Source organism: Streptomyces sp. NPDC057302, from assembly GCF_042667685.1.
Taxonomy (GTDB): domain Bacteria; phylum Actinomycetota; class Actinomycetes; order Streptomycetales; family Streptomycetaceae; genus Streptomyces.
This window is the reverse complement of sequence record NZ_JBHUZJ010000044.1, coordinates 43,973-62,512: the sequence shown is the minus strand read 5'-3', so window position 1 is coordinate 62,512 and position 18,540 is coordinate 43,973. Positions and strand designations below refer to the sequence as shown.

The window sequence follows — 18,540 nt, the reverse complement described above, 5'->3', positions numbered from 1 at the left end:
GCCTACTTGTCCTTGGCGAAGATCGCGTCCATGTCCTTGGCGGCCTTGTCCGCCGCCTCCTGGACGGTGGACTTCCCGGTCAGGATGGACTGCACCATGCCGGGGATGACCTTCGAGGCCTGGATCTCGCCGTACGCCTTGGTCTTGGGGACGGTCGCGCCGGCCTCCAGCATCTGCTTGGCGAACGGCTCGACCAGCGGGTCCTTCTTGGCCTCGATCTTCTTCAGCTCGGAGTTCTGACCCGGGAAGTAGTTGGTCTCCTTGGCCCACTTGGCCGCGAAGTCACCCGTGGTCAGCATCTTCACGAACTCCCAGGCGAGGTCCTTCTTGTCCGTGTTGAACGTGGACAGGTAGGAGCCACCGAGGAAGGACTTGCTCATGCCGCCGGTCCGGCCGGGGATCGGCACGGCGCCGAGCTTGCCCTTCAGGTCCGGGTTGGCCTCGACGATGGCCTTCGGGGTCCAGTTGCCGTTGACGGACATCGCGACCTCGCCCTTGCCCCAGGCGTCGCCGACCTCTTTCTCCGTCCAGGTGTTCACCTTGGCCGGGGAGACCTTGTCCTTGGTGGCGAGCCCGGTGTAGAACTCGATGCCCTTGACGGCCTCCGGGGAGTTGATCCCCGACTTCCACTTGCCGCCCTGCTCGGTGGCGAGCTCGCCTCCGGCGCCCCAGATGAAGGGGGTGGCGAACATTTCGGCGCCGCCCGCGACCGGGAAGGGGATCATCTTGGGCTCCTTGTCCTTCAGCGTCTTGGCCGCGGACTGGAGCTCCTTCCAGGTGGTGGGCGCCTTGAGCTTGTGCTTCTCGAAGATGTCCTTGCGGTAGACGATGCTGCGTACGCCCGCGTACCACGGCATGCCGTACTGCTTGCCGTCGAGCGTGCCCGCGTCCGCGAGGCCCTCGACGAGATCGTCGCCCAGCCCGGACTTCTTGACCTCGTCGGTCACGTCGACGAGCGCGTCGGTCTCGGCGAACTGCGGCACCCAGGTCGTGCCGACCTCGGCCACGTCCGGGACCTGGTCCTCGCCGCCCTCGATGGCGGTGGTGAACTTCTTCTGCGCGGTGGCCCACTGCTGGTACTCGACGTGGATCTTGGCGCCGGTCTTCTTCTGGAACGCCTTCTCGGCCTCCTTGAAAAAGGGCCTGGCGTCGGGGTTGGTCCCCTCCATGATCCATACGGTGAGGGTCTTGCCCTTGCCGTCGGTCGCCTTGTCGCCGCCGTCGCTCCCGTCATCGCTGCCGCATGCCGTCGCGGTCAGTCCGAGCGTCATGGCGATACTTGCCGCGATGACCCGTCGCTTCATACCGGCCCCCTCATGGGTGCGTGCTGTAACTGCGCCGATCCGTTTGTGGGAGCGATTGTGGTCACAGGCTCTCGGCGCGGTCTAGACCCATTCGGCTAGCGGGGCCGAAACGTGATTTGCGTTGCACGCAATGAACGTTGCACGGGCTGCAGAGCACGAATCGGCCACCACGGCCCGGAAACGCCACGACGCCCGCCCCAGTCCGGTCGGGGACAAGGCGGGCGTCGCATCAGTTCCGTACGCCGTTGTACGGGACGTATGAGGGGTTGTGCTGAAGGACTAGACCATCAGAGATCGGTCCGTAGGTCGAATCGGCGACGGCAGGTCGCTCGCACCGGTGAGGAAACGGTCCACGCCCTGCGCGGCCGAGCGCCCCTCGGCGATCGCCCAGACGATGAGCGACTGGCCGCGGCCCGCGTCACCGGCGACGAAGACGCCGGGCACGTTGGTCTGGAACTCTGCGTCGCGGGCGACGTTGCCCCGCTCGTCGAGGTCCAGGGAGAACTGGTCCACCAGGCCGTTCTCGCGGTCCGTGCCCGTGAAGCCCATGGCGAGGGTGACCAGCTGGGCGGGGATCTTGCGCTCCGTGCCCGGCTTCGGGGTCAGCTTGCCGTCGATGAAGTCGACCTCGGTGAGGTGCAGGAACTGGACGTTCCCGTCCTCGTCGCCCTCGAAGTGGGTGGTCGAGACGGCGTAGACCCGCTCGCCGCCCTCCTCGTGGGCCGAGGTGACCTTGTAGAGCATGGGGAAGGTCGGCCACGGCTGGTTCGGGTTCCGCTCCTCGCCCGGACGCGGCATGATCTCCAGCTGCGTGACCGAGGCCGCGCCCTGGCGGTGGGCCGTGCCCACGCAGTCCGCGCCGGTGTCGCCGCCGCCGATGACCACGACGTGCTTGCCCTCGGCGGAGACGGGCGTGGTGACGTAGTCGCCCTCCTGGACCTTGTTGGCCAGGGGCAGGTACTCCATCGCCTGGTAGACGCCCTTGAGCTCACGGCCGGGGACCGGGAGGTCGCGTGACGTCGTGGCGCCCGCGGCGATGACCACCGCGTCGTGCCGCTTGCGCAGCTTCGTCGCGTCTATGTCGCGGCCGATCTCCACACCCGTACGGAACTTGGTGCCCTCCGCGCGCATCTGCTCGATGCGGCGGTTGATGTGGCGCTTCTCCATCTTGAACTCGGGGATGCCGTAGCGCAGGAGGCCGCCGATGCGGTCCGCGCGCTCGTACACCACGACCGTGTGGCCCGCGCGGGTCAGCTGCTGGGCGGCGGCGAGACCCGCCGGGCCCGAGCCGATGACCGCGACGGTCTTGCCGGAGAGTCGGTCGGGCGCCTGGGGCAGCACGTCGCCGGTGTCCCACGCCTTGTCGATGATCGAGACTTCGACGTTCTTGATGGTGACGGCGGGCTGGTTGATGCCGAGCACGCACGCCGACTCGCAGGGCGCCGGGCAGAGGCGCCCGGTGAACTCCGGGAAGTTGTTCGTGGCGTGCAGCCGCTCGGAGGCGGCCGACCAGTCCTCGCGGTACGCGAAGTCGTTCCACTCGGGGATCAGGTTGCCCAGCGGACAGCCCTGGTGGCAGAACGGGATGCCGCAGTCCATGCAGCGTGAGGCCTGCTTGGAGATGATCGGGAGGAGGGAGCCGGGAACGTAGACCTCGTTCCAGTCCTGGACGCGCTCGCCGACCGGGCGGGTCTGCGCGACCTCGCGGCCATGGTTCAAAAAGCCCTTGGGATCAGCCATTGGTCGCCGCCTCCATCATCTTCTCGGTGATCTCGGTCTCGGAGAGACCGGCTCGCTCGGCGGCGTCCTTGGCGGCGAGCACTGCCTTGTACGTGCTGGGGATGATCCTGCTGAAGCGCTCCACGGCGGTGTCCCACTCGGCGAGCAGCTTCTCGGCGACGGTCGACCCGGTCTCCTCCTGGTGGCGGCGCACCACGTCGTGCAGCCACTGCTTGTCGGAGTCGTCCAGGGCCTCGACGGCGCCCACGTTGCCGGAGTTGACGTTGTCCCGGTCGAGGTCGATGACGTACGCGATACCGCCCGACATGCCGGCCGCGAAGTTGCGGCCCGTCTCGCCGAGGACCACCGCGTGGCCACCGGTCATGTACTCGCAGCCGTGGTCGCCCACGCCCTCGGACACGACCGTCGCACCGGAGTTGCGGACGCAGAACCGCTCGCCCGTACGGCCGCGGAGGAACAGCTCGCCGCCGGTCGCGCCGTACGCGATGGTGTTGCCCGCGATCGTCGAGTACTCGGCGAGGTGGTCGGCGCCGCGGTCCGGACGGACGATGACACGGCCGCCGGAGAGGCCCTTGCCGACGTAGTCGTTGGCGTCGCCCTCCAGGCGCAGCGTCACGCCGCGCGGCACGAACGCGCCGAACGACTGGCCCGCCGAGCCGGTGAAGGTGATGTCGATGGTGTCGTCGGGCAGGCCCGCGCCACCGAACTTCTTGGTCACCTCGTGGCCGAGCATGGTGCCGACCGTGCGGTTGATGTTGCGGATAGCGACCTGGGCGCGGACCGGCTGGGCGTCGGTCGCACCGGCGGCGGAGAGCGCGTCGGCGGCGAGCTTGATCAGCTCGTTGTCGAGCGCCTTCTCCAGGCCGTGGTCCTGGGCGGCGATCTGGTGGCGCACGGCGCCGCCGGGCAGCGACGGCACGTGGAAGAGGGGCTCGAGGTCGAGGCCCTGCGCCTTCCAGTGGTTCACGGCGCGCTCGGTGTCGAGGAGCTCGGCGTGGCCGACGGCCTCCTCGATGGTGCGGAAGCCGAGCTCGGCGAGGATCTCGCGGACCTCTTCGGCGATGAACTCGAAGAAGTTGACGATGTACTCGGCCTTGCCGGAGAACCGCTCGCGCAGCGCCGGGTTCTGCGTGGCGATGCCGACCGGGCAGGTGTCGAGGTGACAGACGCGCATCATGACGCAGCCGGAGACGACGAGCGGCGCGGTGGCGAAACCGAACTCCTCGGCGCCGAGCAGCGCGGCGATGACGACGTCACGGCCGGTCTTGAGCTGGCCGTCGGTCTGTACGACGATGCGGTCGCGCAGGCCGTTGAGCAGCAGCGTCTGCTGGGTCTCGGCGAGGCCGAGCTCCCAGGGGCCGCCCGCGTGCTTGAGCGAGGTGAGCGGGGACGCGCCCGTACCGCCGTCGTGGCCCGAGATCAGGACGACGTCCGCGTGGGCCTTGGAGACACCCGCGGCGACCGTGCCGACGCCGACCTCGGAGACCAGCTTCACGTGAATCCGCGCCTGCGGGTTCGCGTTCTTCAGGTCGTGGATCAGCTGGGCCAGGTCCTCGATCGAGTAGATGTCGTGGTGCGGCGGCGGGGAGATCAGGCCCACGCCCGGCGTCGAGTGACGCGTCTTGGCGACCCACGGGTAGACCTTGTGGCCGGGCAGCTGGCCGCCCTCGCCGGGCTTGGCGCCCTGCGCCATCTTGATCTGGATGTCGTCCGCGTTGACCAGGTACTCCGAGGTCACACCGAAGCGGCCGGACGCGACCTGCTTGATGGACGAGCGGCGGGCCGGGTCGTACAGGCGCTCGGCGTCCTCGCCGCCCTCGCCGGTGTTGGACTTGCCGCCCAGCTGGTTCATGGCGATGGCCATGGTCTCGTGGGCTTCCTGCGAGATCGAGCCGTACGACATGGCGCCGGTCGAGAACCGCCGGACGATGTCGGCGGCCGACTCGACCTCGTCGACGGAGATCGAGGGGCGGTCCGCCTTGAGGTTGAACAGGCCGCGCAGCGTCATGAGGCGCTCGGACTGCTCGTTCACGCGGTCCGTGTACTTCTTGAAGATGTCGTAGCGGCGGTTGCGCGTGGCGTGCTGCAGGCGGAAGACCGTCTCCGGGTCGAAGAGGTGCGGCTCGCCCTCGCGGCGCCACTGGTACTCACCGCCTATGTCGAGCGCGCGGTGCGCGGAGGCGATGCCGGAGACCGGGTACGCCTTGGCGTGCCGGGCCGCGACCTCCTGCGCGACGACGTCGATGCCGACTCCGCCGATCTTGGAGGTCGTACCGACGAAGTACTTCGCGACGAAGTTCTCCTGGAGGCCGACGGCCTCGAAGACCTGCGCGCCGCGGTAGGAGGCGACGGTCGAGATGCCCATCTTGGACATGACCTTCAGGACGCCCTTGCCGAGCGCGTAGATCAGGTTCCGGATGGACTGCTCGGCGCCGCCGTCCTCGTCGGCCTGCAGGAAGGTGCCCGCGCGGACGAGGTCCTCGACGGACTCCATCGCGAGGTACGGGTTGACGGCCGCGGCGCCGTAGCCGATGAGGAGGGCCACGTGGTGGACCTCGCGGACGTCGCCCGCCTCGACGAGCAGGCCCACCTGGGTGCGCTGCTTCGTGCGGATGAGGTGGTGGTGGACGGCCGCGGTGAGCAGCAGCGAGGGGATCGGCGCGTGCTCGGCGTCGGAGTGCCGGTCGGAGAGCACGATCAGGCGGGCGCCGGCCTCTATGGCGGCGTCGGCCTCGGTGCAGATCTCGTCGATGCGGGCGGCAAGCGCGTCGCCGCCGCCGCTGACGCGGTAGAGACCGGAGAGGGTCGCGGCCGTCATGCCGGGCATGTCGCCGTCGGCGTTGATGTGGATGAGCTTGGCGAGCTCGTCGTTGTCGATCACCGGGAAGGGCAGCGTGACGCTGCGACAGGTCGCGGCGGTCGGCTCCAGGATGTTGCCCTGCGGGCCGAGCGAGGAGTGCAGCGAGGTGACGAGCTCTTCACGGATGGCGTCCAGCGGCGGGTTCGTGACCTGCGCGAACAGCTGGGTGAAGTAGTCGAAGATCAGCCGCGGGCGCTCGGAGAGTGCCGCGATCGGGGTGTCCGTGCCCATCGAGCCGAGCGGCTCGCCGCCGGCCTTGGCCATCGGCGCGAGGATGATGCGCAGCTCTTCCTCGGTGTAGCCGAAGGTCTGCTGGCGGCGCGTGACGGAGGCGTGCGTGTGCACGATGTGCTCGCGCTCGGGCAGGTCGGAGAGCTCGATCTCGCCGGCTTCCAGCCACTCCTCATACGGCTTCTCGGCGGCGAGGGTGGCCTTGATCTCGTCGTCCTCGACGATGCGGTGCTCCGCGGTGTCGACGAGGAACATCCGGCCGGGCTGAAGCCGGCCCTTCTTGACGACCTTCGCGGGGTCGATGTCCAGGACGCCGACCTCGGAGCCGAGGACGACGAGGCCGTCGTCGGTGACCCAGTAGCGGCCGGGACGCAGACCGTTGCGGTCGAGAACGGCGCCGACCTGGGTGCCGTCGGTGAAGGTGACACAGGCCGGGCCGTCCCAGGGCTCCATCAGCGTGGAGTGGTACTGGTAGAAGGCGCGGCGGGCCGGGTCCATCGAGCCGTGGTTCTCCCACGCCTCGGGGATCATCATCAGGACGGAGTGCGGAAGCGAACGTCCACCGAGGTGGAGGAGTTCGAGCACCTCGTCGAAGGATGCCGAGTCGGAGGCGTCCGGCGTGCAGATCGGGAAGACGCGATCGAGCTTGTCGGTGCTGCGCTCGCCCGCGGAGGCGAACAGGTCCGAGGCGAGCTGCGACTCGCGCGCCCGCATCCAGTTCCGGTTGCCCTTGACCGTGTTGATCTCGCCGTTGTGCGCGACGAAGCGGTACGGGTGTGCGAGCGGCCAGCTCGGGAACGTGTTCGTGGAGAAGCGTGAGTGGACGAGCGCGACGGCCGTGGCGAGACGGCGGTCGGACAGGTCGGGGAAGAACGGCTCCAGCTGGCCGGTGGTCAGCATGCCCTTGTAGACGATGGTCCGGGCGGAGAGCGAGGGGAAGTACGTCGCGGCCTCACGCTCGGCGCGCTTGCGCAGCACGAAGGCCTTGCGGTCCAGCGCGACACCGGAGCTCTCGCCGTCGGCCACGAAGATCTGCCGGAAGACCGGCATCGTCGAGCGGGCGGTGGCTCCGAGCAGCTCGGGGGCGACGGGAACGTCGCGCCAGCCGAGGACCGTCAGGCCTTCTTCCGAAGCGATCGTCTCGATCTGTGAGACGGCCCCTTCGGTCGTACCCGCCGTGTCGACCGGCAGGAAGGCGATGCCGACGGCGTAGGACCCGGCCTCGGGAAGGGCGAATCCGGTGACCTCGCGCAGGAAGGCGTCCGGGACCTGGAGCAGGATGCCGGCGCCGTCGCCGGAATCCGGCTCGGAGCCGGTGGCACCACGGTGTTCGAGATTGCGCAGTACGGTCAGCGCCTGTTCGACCAGCTCATGGCTGGCTACACCGGTGAGGGTGGCCACGAACCCGACACCACAGGCGTCGTGCTCGTTACGGGGGTCGTACATGCCCTGAGGGGCGGGGCGACCGTCCATGGGCGACCAGGCGTGCGTACGCATTGGCTCTCCCGTCGTCGTCGTGGCATAGGCAAAAAGCGTGGGACGACGTTGGCCCAGGCGAAATTTCGTGCAGGTTACATGATGGAACGCTTCTCGAAAAGCGGATAGCTCATTCCACCATGTGGACATCGCTCATAAGTGTGGAGAGCGACAAGGAGGGGACCGATGCGGACAGATCCATGACCGAGGGCCCGAGAGCGGCACAGGCCTCATTGCCCGCAGCGCTTACGGCTCATGCCCGGTGGTTAAGGACTCGAAACCGCCGAGTAACGATTACTTATGCATGATCCCGCATAGGACTGCAAGGGTTCATCCTACGGCGGTACCGAACAAGCTGCCCAGGGCGTACGTCACACCGGCCGCCGCGCCGCCGAGCGCCAGCTGCCGAAGTCCGCTGAACCACCAGGACCGCGCGGTCACCTTCGCCACTACGGCACCGCAGCCGAAGAGCCCGATCAGGGCGAGCACCAGGGCGGGCCAGAACGTGTCGGCGCCCAGCAGATACGGCAGCACGGGAAGCAGGGCGCCGAGCGCGAAGGCGCCGAAGGAGGAGACCGCGGCGACGGTCGGCGAGGGCAGATCGCCGGGATCGATGCCCAGCTCCTCGCGCGCGTGGATCTCCAGGGCCTGCTCGGGGTCCTTGGACAGCTGCTTGGCGACCTCGCGGGCCAGGCCGGGCTCGACGCCACGGGACTCGTACAGCGCGGCGAGCTCCTTCTCCTCGTCCGCCGGGTGCTTGCGCAACTCCCGCCGCTCCACGTCGAGTTCGGCCTGGACGAGCTCGCGCTGCGAGGCGACGGAGGTGTACTCGCCGGCCGCCATGGAGAAGGCGCCGGCGGTGAGGCCGACCAGGCCCGTGACGACGATCGTCTGCTGCGACACGGCTCCGCCCGCGACACCCGTCATCAGGGCGAGGTTGGACACCAGCCCGTCCATCGCCCCGAACACGGCGGGGCGCAGCCAGCCGCCGTTCACGTCGCGGTGGGTGTGGTTGTCGCGATGCGCCTCGTGCAGCGTCGCTTCGGTCTCGATGATCGCCATGGTGGGCCCCCTCAGTGCTTGGACGATCTCGAAAGTACGCGCGAAAAAACGCCCTCGCCAGCAAGGAAGGCCGTACTTACCTGCGCGAACGGGGGTTCATCGAACCGGTGATCGCATGGGTCGCAGGGGTGACGTCGGCGGTGCGGATGCTCGCGTCGGGGGCGCCGCGTGGCAGAGATACAGGCACACGTCTCGGCACGATGGAGGCACGGCATGACGAGCTCGACCGGTGTGACCGGAGTTACCGGCGTTACTGGAGTGATCGGCCTGGGAGAGCGGGCGCGCGGCGCGCTCCTCGGCCTTGCGGTCGGCGACGCGCTGGGCGCGCCCGCCGAGAACATGAAGCCGTCGGAGATCCGCCGCCGTTGGGGACGCATCACGGGGTACGTCGCCGAACACCCGGCGGGCACGGACGACACCGAGTACGCGATCTTCTCCGGGCTCCTCCTCGCCCGGCACGGCTCGGCGCTCACCGTCGCGCACGTCGAGGCGGCCTGGCACGAGTGGATCGCGGACCTGGACGAAGGGCCCTTCCGGGGCGCGGGCTTCAGCGAACGGGGCACGCTGGAGAACCTGCGCCGTGGTCTCGCGGCGCCCATCTCGGCGCAGCACCGGCACGCGTGGAGCGACGGTCTCGCGATGCGGGCCGCTCCCTTCGGGGTCTTCGCCGCGGGCCGCCCCGCCGAAGCGGCCCGGCTCGTGGCGATCGACGGCTCGGTCAGCCATGACGGCGAGGGCATCTACGGCGGGCAGGCGGTGGCCGCGGGGGTGGCGGCGGCGATGGTCGGGGCGGCGGTGGACTCCGTGGTGGCCGCGGCCCTGTCCGTCATCCCGATGGACTGCTGGACGTCCCGTTCGCTGCGGCGGGCGGTGACGGTGGCGCACCGGGGGGAGCGGGCGGTGCGCTCCGCCGTGGTGATCGGCGGCTATCCCTGGACCGACCTCGCCCCCGAGGCGGTGGGGCTCGCCTTCGGGGCGTACGCGGCGGCCTCCGGCCGTTTCTCGGAGGCGGTGCTGACCGCCGTCAACATGGGGCGGGACGCGGACACGACCGCGGCGGTTGCTGGGGCGCTGGCCGGGGCGTCGTGCGGGGCTTCGGCGATTCCGCCGCCGTGGGCGGCCGCGATCGGGCCTGCGCGGGGGAGCTGCCTGCCGTCGATGCGGGGGCATCACGTGCTGGACGTGGCGGACCTGCTTGTTTCTGACCGGGGGGTCTCGTGAGCGGCGACGAGCCCGGCGCCTCGCGCCGGATCTCTCCCGCCCACCCAGCCGTTTGCCCCGCAGCGGCTCCCGGTGAGGACACGGCCGGCGCTCCGAGAATCGAGGGGCTGCTCCTGGGCCTCGCGGCAGGTGACGCCGCCGGGTGGCCCGCCGCCAGGCACCGTGCCGCCCGGATGCCCGAGTGGACCCGCAGACTCACCCGCGAACTCGACACCTTCGCCGAGCAGAACGCCACCACCACCCTCCCCGTGCCCATCGCCCTCAACCAGCCCCCGGAACCCCTTCGCCTGGGACCCTCGGACGACGCCGAATGGGCCGCCTTCACCGCCGAGGCACTGCTCCGCGCGGCGCACGGGCCCCAGCTCTCCCAAAGCCGCGAGGTCCGCGCGGCCCTGGACCGTGCCTGGAACAACCTCGCGGGCGCCATCGCCGTCGCGGCGGCCCGCGCCCCCGAGGTCGAGTCCGCGGTACTCCCCCTGCGCGCCCGCATCTCCGTCCGCGCGGGCCTCGGCAACCTCGCCGCGGGGCTGCGCCCGCCCGCCACCGGCCACGACAACCCCCACTTCTTCGACGACGCCGCCTGCGTACGCGCCTGCGTCCTCGCCCTGGTCCACCCCGGCGACCCCGAACAGGCCGCCGCCCTCGCCGAGTTCGACGCCCGCTACACCCAGGACGGCGACGGCGTGCACGGCGCCCGCGCCATGGCCGCGGCGATCGCGGCGGCACTCGGCGGCGCGGACGTCGACGCGACCGTGGACGCCGCTCTCGCCCAGCTCCCCGAGCACACCGAGATCGGCCGCAACGCCTGGCACGCCGTCAAACTCGCCCGCGCCCAGCCCGAGCGGGACGGCGCGTTCGGCCTCGTCCCGCTCCTGGAGCACCAGATCGTCGACCACGTCTACAGCTACGGCATCGCCGCCGCCGAGACCGTCCCGGTCGCCCTCGCACTGACCACCGCCGCCCGCGGCCGCATCCGCGACGCGGTGCCCGCCGCCGCCTGCCTCTCCCGCGTCGCCGACTCCGCGCCCGCCCTCGCGGGGGCCCTGACCGGCGTGCTCGGCACGGCCGCCGCGATCCCCGACTCCTGGCGCGACGCCTGCCGCACCCTCTCCGGCTGCGCGCTCCCCCGCCTCGCGGGCACCGACCTGGTGGAACTCGCCGGGCGTCTTGCAGCCACGGAACTGACCGCTCCGGGAGGACAATTCCGACATGACGTCACCAACGCCCCGGACACCGCTCGCCGAACTGCCCCCCACTGACCTGCCCCTCCCCGACCGCATCACCGCCTGCCTGGTCGGCGCCGCCGTCGGCGACGCCATGGGTGGCCCGGTCGAGGGCTACTCCCCCGAGCAGATCGTCGAGCGGCACGGCGGTCGCGTACACGGCATCGTCGGTCCCTGGAACGGCGACCGATGGCGTACCGCCCGCCCCATCGCGCCCTACCACAAGGGCGACGGGAACGTCACCGACGACACCTTGATGACGCACGCGCTCATCCGCGTGTACGCCACCGTCCGCGACCACTTGGACGCCTACGCGGTCGCCGACCACCTGGTCCCGGACCTCATGACCACCCCCCGCTGGATCCCGGAGCTCGAAGCCGAGGCGATCCCCCTCCACCGGATCTTCCTCGCCGAGAAGTGGATCGTCGCCCGCATCCACTACGGCCACGTCGACCCGCGCGAGGCGGGCACCGGCAACATCGTCAACTGCGGTGCGGCGATGTACATGGCGCCGGTCGGCCTGGTCAACGCGGCGAACCCGCGGGCCGCGTACGCCGAGGCCCTCGACGTCGCGGGCGCGCACCAGTCGTCGTACGGACGTGAGGCGGCAGCGGTCTTCGCCGCGGCGGTGGCGGCGGCCTGCGCACCGGGCGCGACGCCCACCTCGGTCATCGACACCGCGCTCTCCCTGGCCAAGGACGGCACGCGGGCCGCGATCGAGTCGGTGGTCGAAGTGGCCGCCCACCACCGGGACTTCGAGTCGGCGCTCGTCCCGCTGCGCACCGCGGTGACCCCGTTCGACACGGTCGGCACGGACTACCGGGCCCCGTCCCTCGGCGCCCGCCGCCCCTCCCGTCTGCACGCCATCGAGGAACTCCCGATCGCGCTCGGCATGCTCTTGGTGGGCGACGGCGACTACCGCCACACGGTCCTCGGCTCGGTCAACTACGGCCGTGACTGCGACTCCATCGCCACGATGAGCGGCGCGCTCGCAGGCGCCCTGGGCTCGGGCGCCCCGCACGAGTGGTCCAAGACGGTCGCGGAGGCCAGCCGCCTGGATCTGCACGCCCCGGCGAGGACGCTCGCGGAGGTCACCCAGGAGATCTTTACCCGCGACGTCCGGCGCCGCCGCGCCCACGAGTCGGCGTACGCGACCCTGACGGCCGCCCCATGATCCGCCTCACCTGGGTCCAGCCGGAGGACCTGGTCGGCCACGAACTCCGCCAGTCGGAGGAGGAGGGCAAGGACACAAGTTCCGTACGCACCCGCTGGCTCACAGCGGGCGGCCACCTGGCCCCACCCAGAGCGGGCGCGTCCCCGACCGCGCCGTCCCCCCAGCTCCGGGCCCTGGCCGTACAGCTCTTGGACGAACTGTCCTCGCCGCTGTGGGCGGGCGTTCCGCAGGGCGGACCAGGTGGGCGCAACGCCACCCACCCGGCCGCACCGGAGAAAGAGGCCCTGCGCCCCCGCCTGCACGCCGCCTGGCTAGGCCGAGCCGCAGGCTGCCTCCTCGGCAAACCAGTGGAGAAGCTCCCCCTGGCCGCCATCAGAAGCCTGGCCAAAGCAACGGGAAACTGGCCCCTGAGCAGCTGGTTCACGCAGAGGGGCGTCCCCCGGGACCTCCTGAGGAACCACCCCTGGAACAAACGCTCCGCCACGACCTCCCTCGCCGAAAACATCAACGGCATGCCCGAGGACGACGACCTCAACTACCCCCTCCTCAACCTCCGCCTCCTCCAACGCCACGGCAGACACTTCACCACCACGGACGTGGCAACGCTCTGGCTGGACGAGCTCCCCGCGGCCCGCACCTTCACCGCCGAACGCATCGCCTACCGCAACCTCCTCAACGGCATCGAGCCCCCGCACACCGCCACCCACCACAACCCCTTCCGCGAATGGATCGGCGCCCTGATCCGCGCCGACGTCCACGGCTGGACCAACCCCGGCTCCCCCGCGGCGGCAGCCGACAGCGCGTACCGCGACGCCTGCCTCACCCACACCGCCAACGGCGTGTACGGCGCGATGTTCGCGGCGGCCACCATCGCCGAGGCGGCGGCAGGCACCGGAGACGTCCACCACTGCCTACGCGCGGGCCTCGGCGTCGTACCGCCGGACTCACGCCTGTCCCGCGCGGTCCGGCACGGCATCCAACTGGCCGCATGTACAAGGGACTTCGACCAGGTGGTGGACAAGCTGCACGCGGCCTACGGCCACCACCACTGGGTCCACGTCATCCCCAACGCCGCCCTCCTGGCCGCCGCCCTCACCCACGCAGAAGGCGACTTCACCGGCTCGATCACCCGCGCGGTCTCCGGCGGCTGGGACACCGACTCGAACGGCGCGACCGCGGGCTCGATCGCGGGCCTGCTCGCGGGCCACCCGGACGCGCTGCCCGACCGCTGGACCGCCCCGCTCAAGAACCGCCTCGCCAGCTCGATCGCCGGTTTCGACGGCGTCGGCTTCGACACCCTCTCGGACCTCACCACCGAACTCGCCGCACTCCCCGCACTCCCCACGCTCACCGCACTCCCCGAAATCGCCCAGGAGGTCCCCACCCCATGACCCACATCGCCGTGCTCGGCAGCACGAACATGGACCTCGTCGCGTACGTCGCCAAGGCCCCGCAGCGCGGAGAGACCGTCACCGGGCGCGAGTTCCGCACGCTCCCCGGCGGCAAGGGCGCCAATCAGGCCGTCGCCGCGGCCCGCGCGGGCGCCGACGCCGTGTCGATGATCGGCGCGGTCGGCGCGGACGCCTTCGGCACCCAGCTGCGTGCCGCGCTCGACCACTCCGGCGTCGACACCGACCTGCTGCGCACCGTCGACACCGCGGCCACCGGCACCGCGCACATCGTGGTCGACGACGAGGGCGGCAACGCCATCGTCGTCATCCCGGGCGCCAACGCCACGCTCACCGCGCTCGCCCCCGGCGACGAGGGCCTGATCGCCTCCGCCGACGCCCTGCTGCTCCAGCTGGAGATCCCCGTCGAGGGGGTGCTCGCCGCCGCGCAGGCCGCGCGGCGGCACGGCGTACGCACCATCCTCACGCCCGCTCCGGCCCAGCCCCTGGGCTCCGAACTCCTCGACTCCATCGACCTGTTGGTGCCCAACGAGCACGAGGCGGCGGCCCTCACCGGCCTGACCGACCCGGAGGCCGCCGCCCGTTCGCTCCTCTCCCAGGTTCCCGAGGTCGTCGTCACGCTCGGCGCGCGCGGCAGCCTGTACGCGGCCCGGGGCGCCGAACCGGTCCTGGTCGAGGCCCCGCACGTGACCGCCGTGGACACCACCGGCGCGGGCGACACGTTCGTCGGCACCCTCGCGGTCGCCCTCGCCGAGGGCGGTTCCGTACCGGACGCGCTCGCCTGGGCGTCATCGGCGGCGGCTCTCTCCGTCCAGCGCCCGGGGGCGTCGTCGTCCATGCCGTTCCGCGCCGAGATCGACACGCAGACGAACGGCACGGCATCATGACCGCGCCCCTCACCGGCCTGCGCGTCCTCGACCTGGCGACGCTCTTCGCGGGCCCCCTCGCCGCCACGATGCTCGGTGACTTCGGCGCGGAGGTCATCAAGGTGGAGCACCCGCGCAGACCCGATCCGTCCCGCGGCCACGGCCCGTCGAAGGACGGCATCGGCCTGTGGTGGAAGCTCCTGGGCCGCAACAAGCGCACCATGACGCTCGACCTCTCCACCCCCGGCGGCCGCGAGACCCTGCTGCGCCTGGCCGCCACGGCGGACGTGATCGTCGAGAACTTCCGCCCGGGGACCCTGGAGAAGTGGGACCTGGGCTGGGAGGAGCTGAGCGGCGCCAACCCCCGCCTGGTCCTGACCCGCGTCACGGGCTTCGGCCAGTTCGGGCCGTACTCGCGGCGCCCCGGCTTCGGCACGCTCGCCGAGGCGATGAGCGGCTTCGCCGCGATCACGGGCGAGCCGGACGGGCCGCCGACCCTGCCGCCCTTCGGCCTCGCCGACTCGATCGCGGGGCTCGCGACGGCGTACGCGGTGATGACGGCGCTCGCGGCCCGCGACCGGACGGGCAAGGGCCAGGTGGTCGACATGGCGATCATCGAGCCGATCCTCACGGTCCTGGGCCCGCAGCCGCTCTGGTACGACCAGCTCGGCCACGTACAGCCCCGCACCGGCAACCGCTCCACCAACAACGCCCCCCGCAACACCTACCGCACGGCGGACGGCAGTTGGGTCGCCGTCTCCACGTCCGCCCAGTCGATCGCGGAGCGCGTGATGCGCCTGGTGGGCCGCCCGGAGCTGATCTCCGAGCCGTGGTTCGCGACGGGCGCGGAGCGCGCGGCCCACGCGGACGTGCTGGACGGGGCGGTCGGCGGCTGGATCGCCCTGCACACCCGCGACGAGGTGATCGAGGCCTTCGAGAAGGCGGAGGCGGCGGTCGCTCCCATCCAGGACGTACGCGACGTCATGACGGACCCGCAGTACGCGGCCCTGGACACCCTCACCACGGTCGACGACCCGGAGCTCGGCCCGCTGCGCATGCAGAACGTCCTGTTCCGCCTCTCCGACACCCCGGGCTCGATCGGCTGGGCGGGCCGCCCGCACGGAGCGGACACGGAGGCGGTCCTGACCGAACTGGGCCTGACGGGCGGGGAGATCGCGGGCCTGCGCGAGGAGGGCGCACTGTGAGGGACACGCCTCTGACCTGGCTGTACGCGCCCGGAGACCGTCCGGCCGTGGTGGCGAAGGCGCTGCTCGCGGGCGCCGACGCCGTCATCGTCGACCTGGAGGACGCGGTCGGCCCCGACCGCAAGGAGTACGCGCGAGCGGCGACGGCCGAGCTGCTCCGCGAGGTCCACGCCGTCCCGGTCCACGTCCGCGTGAACGCCCTGGACGGGCCGCTGGCCGAGGCCGACCTCGCGGCGATCGCCCACCTCCCCGGGGTGTCCGGTCTCCGGCTGCCCAAGGTGACCTGCCCCGCCGACGTCGTGCGCGTCGCCGAGCGGTCGGCCCCCGCGGACGGCGGCGCCCCCCGCCTGCACGCCCTCATCGAATCGGCCGTGGGCCTGGAGCACGCCTTCGCCATCGCCACCGCGCACCCGGCCCTGCACGGGCTCTCGCTCGGCGAGGCGGACCTCCGCGCGGACCTGGGTGTACGGGACGACGCGGGCCTGGACTGGTCCCGCTCTCGGGTGGTGGTGGCCGCGCGGGCGGCGGGTCTGGCACCGCCCGCGCAGTCGGTGTTCACCGACATCCGTGACATCGAGGGCCTGACGGCGTCCTGCGCGCACGGCCGCTCCCTCGGCTTCCTGGGCCGCGCCGCGATCCACCCCCGCCAGCTCCCCGCCATCGAACGCGCCTACCTCCCCACGCCGGAGGAGGTCGACCACGCCGAGCAGATCGTCAAGGCGTCCACGACGGAGTCGGGCGCCCTGGCACTCGCGGACGGCACCTTCGTGGACAAGGCCGTGGTGGAGGGCGCGCGGCGGGTCCTCGATCTGGCGCGGCGGCGCCCATAGCGACGGGGCCGCCGGATCAGTGATCCGGCGGCCCCGTCGGCGTACGAAGCAGGGAGCGTGTCAGCCCTTCTTGGCCGACTCGGCTCCGTCCTTGTCCTTGTCCTTGTCTTCTGCGTCCCCCGAGGCGTCAGCTTCCTCGGACGGCTTCGCGTCGTCGCTGTCCGCAACCTCCGCGGCCGCCTCATCGGCAGGCACAGGCTCGACGATCTCCTCGCGCCCGGGGCGCTTCTTCGCGGAGAGCACGAAGTACACGACGGCGAGCACGAACACCGCGATGGCGGTCCACACGTTGAGGCGAACACCCAGGATGTGGTGCGCGTCGTCGACCCGCATGTACTCGATCCAGCCGCGCCCGGCGCAGTACGCCGCGACGTACAGCGCGAACGCCCTGCCGTGTCCCAGCTTGAAGCGGCGGTCGGCCCAGATGACCAGGAAGCCGACGCCGATGCACCAGAGGGATTCGTAGAGGAACGTCGGGTGGTAAGTGCCGGGCACCCGGCCGTCCTCCGCCGACGTGATCTTCAGCGCCCACGGCAGGTCCGTGGCCTTGCCGTAGAGCTCCTGGTTGAACCAGTTGCCCCAGCGGCCGATCGCCTGGGCGAAGGCGATGCCGGGGGCGAGGGCGTCGGCCCAGGCCGGCAGCGGGATGCCACGCCGGCGACAGCCGATCCAGGCACCGACCGCGCCGAACGCGATCGCGCCCCAGATACCGAGGCCGCCCTCCCAGATCTTGAAGGCGTCCACCCAGTCACGGCCCTCGCTGAAGTACAGCTGGTAATCCGTGATCACGTGGTAGAGACGCCCGCCGACGAGGCCGAACGGCACGGCCCAGACGGAGATGTCGGCCACGGTGCCTGAGCGGCCTCCGCGAGCGATCCACCGCTTGTTGCCGAGCCAGACGGCGACGAAGACGCCGATGATGATGCAGAACGCGTAGCCGCGCAGCGGAATGGGTCCGAGTTCGACCACACCGCGCGACGGGCTGGGAATGAAGGCAAGGTCCATGGCAGGTCCGACGCTACCGTGCCGGGCGGTGCCCAAGGCAACCAGCCCGGCTACGTCTCCATAACAGGGTCGCGTGACGGGGCCCCGTTAGAGCCCCGCCTCGCGGCGCCGCCAGGCGCCGCTAGCCCCTGTTGGCCTCCTCGACCTTCGCCTTCAGCTTGGCCGGGGTCAGCGGATTCTTCTGGTCACCGAAGATGTTCTTGCCGTCGAGGAGCACGCTGGGCGTGCCCTGGAGGCCCGCGTCCTGGAAGGCCTTGTTCGACTTGGTGGCCCAGCTGTCGTGCTTGCCGTCGTCCACGCACTTCTTGAAGGAGTCGTCGACGAGGCCGTCCACCTTGCCGGCGAGCTCGATCAGCTTGCTGTTCTTGCTGAACGCGTCGTCCGTCTCCGGCGGCTGGTTCGTGAACAGCACGTCGTGGTACGGGGTGAACTTACCGGCGTCCTGGGCGCAGGCCGCCGCGTTGGCCGCGCGCAGGGAGCCGCTGCCGCCCATGTTCCCGTCGATGATCGTCGCCAGGTGGTACTCGACCTTGAGCTGGCCCTTGCCGGTGAGCTCGTGGATCGTCTTGCGGTACATGTCCTCGAACTGCTTGCAGGCGGGGCAGCGGAAGTCCTCCCAGATGGTGAGGGTGGACTTGGCGCTCTCCTTGCCGACGGGGATTGCGAGCCGGTCCTCGCCGGTCGCCCCCTTGGGGACCGACAAGGGACTCGAAGTGTCCTTGTCGTCGCCCGAGTTGGCAGCGACCAGACCCGCCACGGCGGCGAGCGCGAGCACGCCCACGACGGCGGCACCCACGATCAACACCCTGCGCCGCTTGTCCCGCGACTTCTGCCGCTCTCGATCTTCCGCCAGCCGGTCGCGGGCCGCGCGCTTTCCCTCACGGTTCTTCTCGCTCACACCCCGCCAACGAACCGGGGAGGCGCGAGCAGCCTC

At 71.0% G+C, this 18,540-nt stretch carries 13 protein-coding genes; 7 read left to right on the top strand and 6 right to left on the bottom strand.

The genetic code is table 11. The features are described 5' to 3' along the window. Window positions 1-2: 2 nt before the first annotated feature. From ACFUPX_RS27270 to ACFUPX_RS27255, 4 genes are all read right to left on the bottom strand, one after another. Window positions 3-1,304: a sugar ABC transporter substrate-binding protein gene (locus tag ACFUPX_RS27270; RefSeq protein ID WP_383327984.1), complete on the bottom strand. Its 1,302-nt coding sequence runs from the start codon at window positions 1,302-1,304 to the stop codon at window positions 3-5. A gap of 279 nt (window positions 1,305-1,583) precedes the next feature. Beyond that, entirely contained in the window at window positions 1,584-3,044 is a 1,461-nt protein-coding gene (locus ACFUPX_RS27265; RefSeq protein ID WP_383327981.1) for a glutamate synthase subunit beta, read from the bottom strand. Beyond that, window positions 3,037-7,632, bottom strand: coding sequence for a glutamate synthase large subunit (gene gltB / locus ACFUPX_RS27260; RefSeq protein ID WP_383327978.1), 4,596 nt, complete (start codon window positions 7,630-7,632; stop codon window positions 3,037-3,039). Before gltB ends, ACFUPX_RS27265 begins: the two co-directional genes overlap by 8 nt. Window positions 7,633-7,941: 309 nt before the next feature. Beyond that, window positions 7,942-8,673, bottom strand: coding sequence for a VIT1/CCC1 transporter family protein (locus ACFUPX_RS27255; RefSeq protein WP_383327975.1), 732 nt, complete (start codon window positions 8,671-8,673; stop codon window positions 7,942-7,944). Window positions 8,674-8,886: 213 nt separating this feature from the next. Between ACFUPX_RS27255 and ACFUPX_RS27250 the strand changes: the two genes are divergently transcribed. From ACFUPX_RS27250 to ACFUPX_RS27220, 7 genes are all read left to right on the top strand, one after another. After that, window positions 8,887-9,894, top strand: coding sequence for an ADP-ribosylglycohydrolase family protein (locus ACFUPX_RS27250; RefSeq protein WP_383327973.1), 1,008 nt, complete (start codon window positions 8,887-8,889; stop codon window positions 9,892-9,894). Window positions 9,895-9,992: 98 nt separating this feature from the next. Continuing rightward, complete coding sequence (locus ACFUPX_RS27245) at window positions 9,993-11,153, top strand: ADP-ribosylglycohydrolase family protein (RefSeq protein WP_383328023.1); 1,161 nt, start codon at window positions 9,993-9,995, stop codon at window positions 11,151-11,153. After that, window positions 11,104-12,291: an ADP-ribosylglycohydrolase family protein gene (locus ACFUPX_RS27240; RefSeq protein ID WP_383327971.1), complete on the top strand. Its 1,188-nt coding sequence runs from the start codon at window positions 11,104-11,106 to the stop codon at window positions 12,289-12,291. Before ACFUPX_RS27245 ends, ACFUPX_RS27240 begins: the two co-directional genes overlap by 50 nt. Beyond that, window positions 12,288-13,682, top strand: coding sequence for an ADP-ribosylglycohydrolase family protein (locus ACFUPX_RS27235; protein WP_383327968.1), 1,395 nt, complete (start codon window positions 12,288-12,290; stop codon window positions 13,680-13,682). The genes ACFUPX_RS27240 and ACFUPX_RS27235 overlap by 4 nt, the downstream gene beginning before the upstream one ends. Next, window positions 13,679-14,587, top strand: coding sequence for a ribokinase (gene rbsK / locus ACFUPX_RS27230; protein WP_383327965.1), 909 nt, complete (start codon window positions 13,679-13,681; stop codon window positions 14,585-14,587). The genes ACFUPX_RS27235 and rbsK overlap by 4 nt, the downstream gene beginning before the upstream one ends. After that, on the top strand, window positions 14,584-15,771 hold the full coding sequence (locus ACFUPX_RS27225) for a CaiB/BaiF CoA transferase family protein (RefSeq protein WP_383327962.1): 1,188 nt from the start codon (window positions 14,584-14,586) through the stop codon (window positions 15,769-15,771). Before rbsK ends, ACFUPX_RS27225 begins: the two co-directional genes overlap by 4 nt. Next, a complete protein-coding gene (locus ACFUPX_RS27220) occupies window positions 15,768-16,601 on the top strand; it encodes an HpcH/HpaI aldolase/citrate lyase family protein (RefSeq protein ID WP_383327959.1) in 834 nt (277 codons plus the stop codon). Before ACFUPX_RS27225 ends, ACFUPX_RS27220 begins: the two co-directional genes overlap by 4 nt. Window positions 16,602-16,661: 60 nt before the next feature. Here the strand turns inward: ACFUPX_RS27220 and lgt are convergent, their stop codons facing one another. Next, window positions 16,662-17,606: a prolipoprotein diacylglyceryl transferase gene (gene lgt, locus ACFUPX_RS27215; RefSeq protein ID WP_383327956.1), complete on the bottom strand. Its 945-nt coding sequence runs from the start codon at window positions 17,604-17,606 to the stop codon at window positions 16,662-16,664. A 121-nt stretch (window positions 17,607-17,727) separates the two neighbouring features. Next, complete coding sequence (locus tag ACFUPX_RS27210; protein ID WP_383327953.1) at window positions 17,728-18,504, bottom strand: DsbA family protein; 777 nt, start codon at window positions 18,502-18,504, stop codon at window positions 17,728-17,730. Between the last annotated feature and the right edge of the window lie 36 nt (window positions 18,505-18,540).

Excerpts from the sequence above, each read along its gene's own strand:
- ACFUPX_RS27270 (WP_383327984.1), bottom strand. The coding sequence starts at position 1,304 with ATGAAGCGACGGGTCATCGCGGCAAGTATCGCCATGACGCTCGGACTG.
- ACFUPX_RS27265 (WP_383327981.1), bottom strand. The coding sequence starts at position 3,044 with ATGGCTGATCCCAAGGGCTTTTTGAACCATGGCCGCGAGGTCGCGCAG.
- gltB (WP_383327978.1), bottom strand. The coding sequence starts at position 7,632 with ATGCGTACGCACGCCTGGTCGCCCATGGACGGTCGCCCCGCCCCTCAG.
- ACFUPX_RS27255 (WP_383327975.1), bottom strand. The coding sequence starts at position 8,673 with ATGGCGATCATCGAGACCGAAGCGACGCTGCACGAGGCGCATCGCGAC.
- ACFUPX_RS27250 (WP_383327973.1), top strand. The coding sequence starts at position 8,887 with ATGACGAGCTCGACCGGTGTGACCGGAGTTACCGGCGTTACTGGAGTG.
- ACFUPX_RS27240 (WP_383327971.1), top strand. The coding sequence starts at position 11,104 with ATGACGTCACCAACGCCCCGGACACCGCTCGCCGAACTGCCCCCCACT.
- ACFUPX_RS27235 (WP_383327968.1), top strand. The coding sequence starts at position 12,288 with ATGATCCGCCTCACCTGGGTCCAGCCGGAGGACCTGGTCGGCCACGAA.
- rbsK (WP_383327965.1), top strand. The coding sequence starts at position 13,679 with ATGACCCACATCGCCGTGCTCGGCAGCACGAACATGGACCTCGTCGCG.
- ACFUPX_RS27225 (WP_383327962.1), top strand. The coding sequence starts at position 14,584 with ATGACCGCGCCCCTCACCGGCCTGCGCGTCCTCGACCTGGCGACGCTC.
- lgt (WP_383327956.1), bottom strand. The coding sequence starts at position 17,606 with ATGGACCTTGCCTTCATTCCCAGCCCGTCGCGCGGTGTGGTCGAACTC.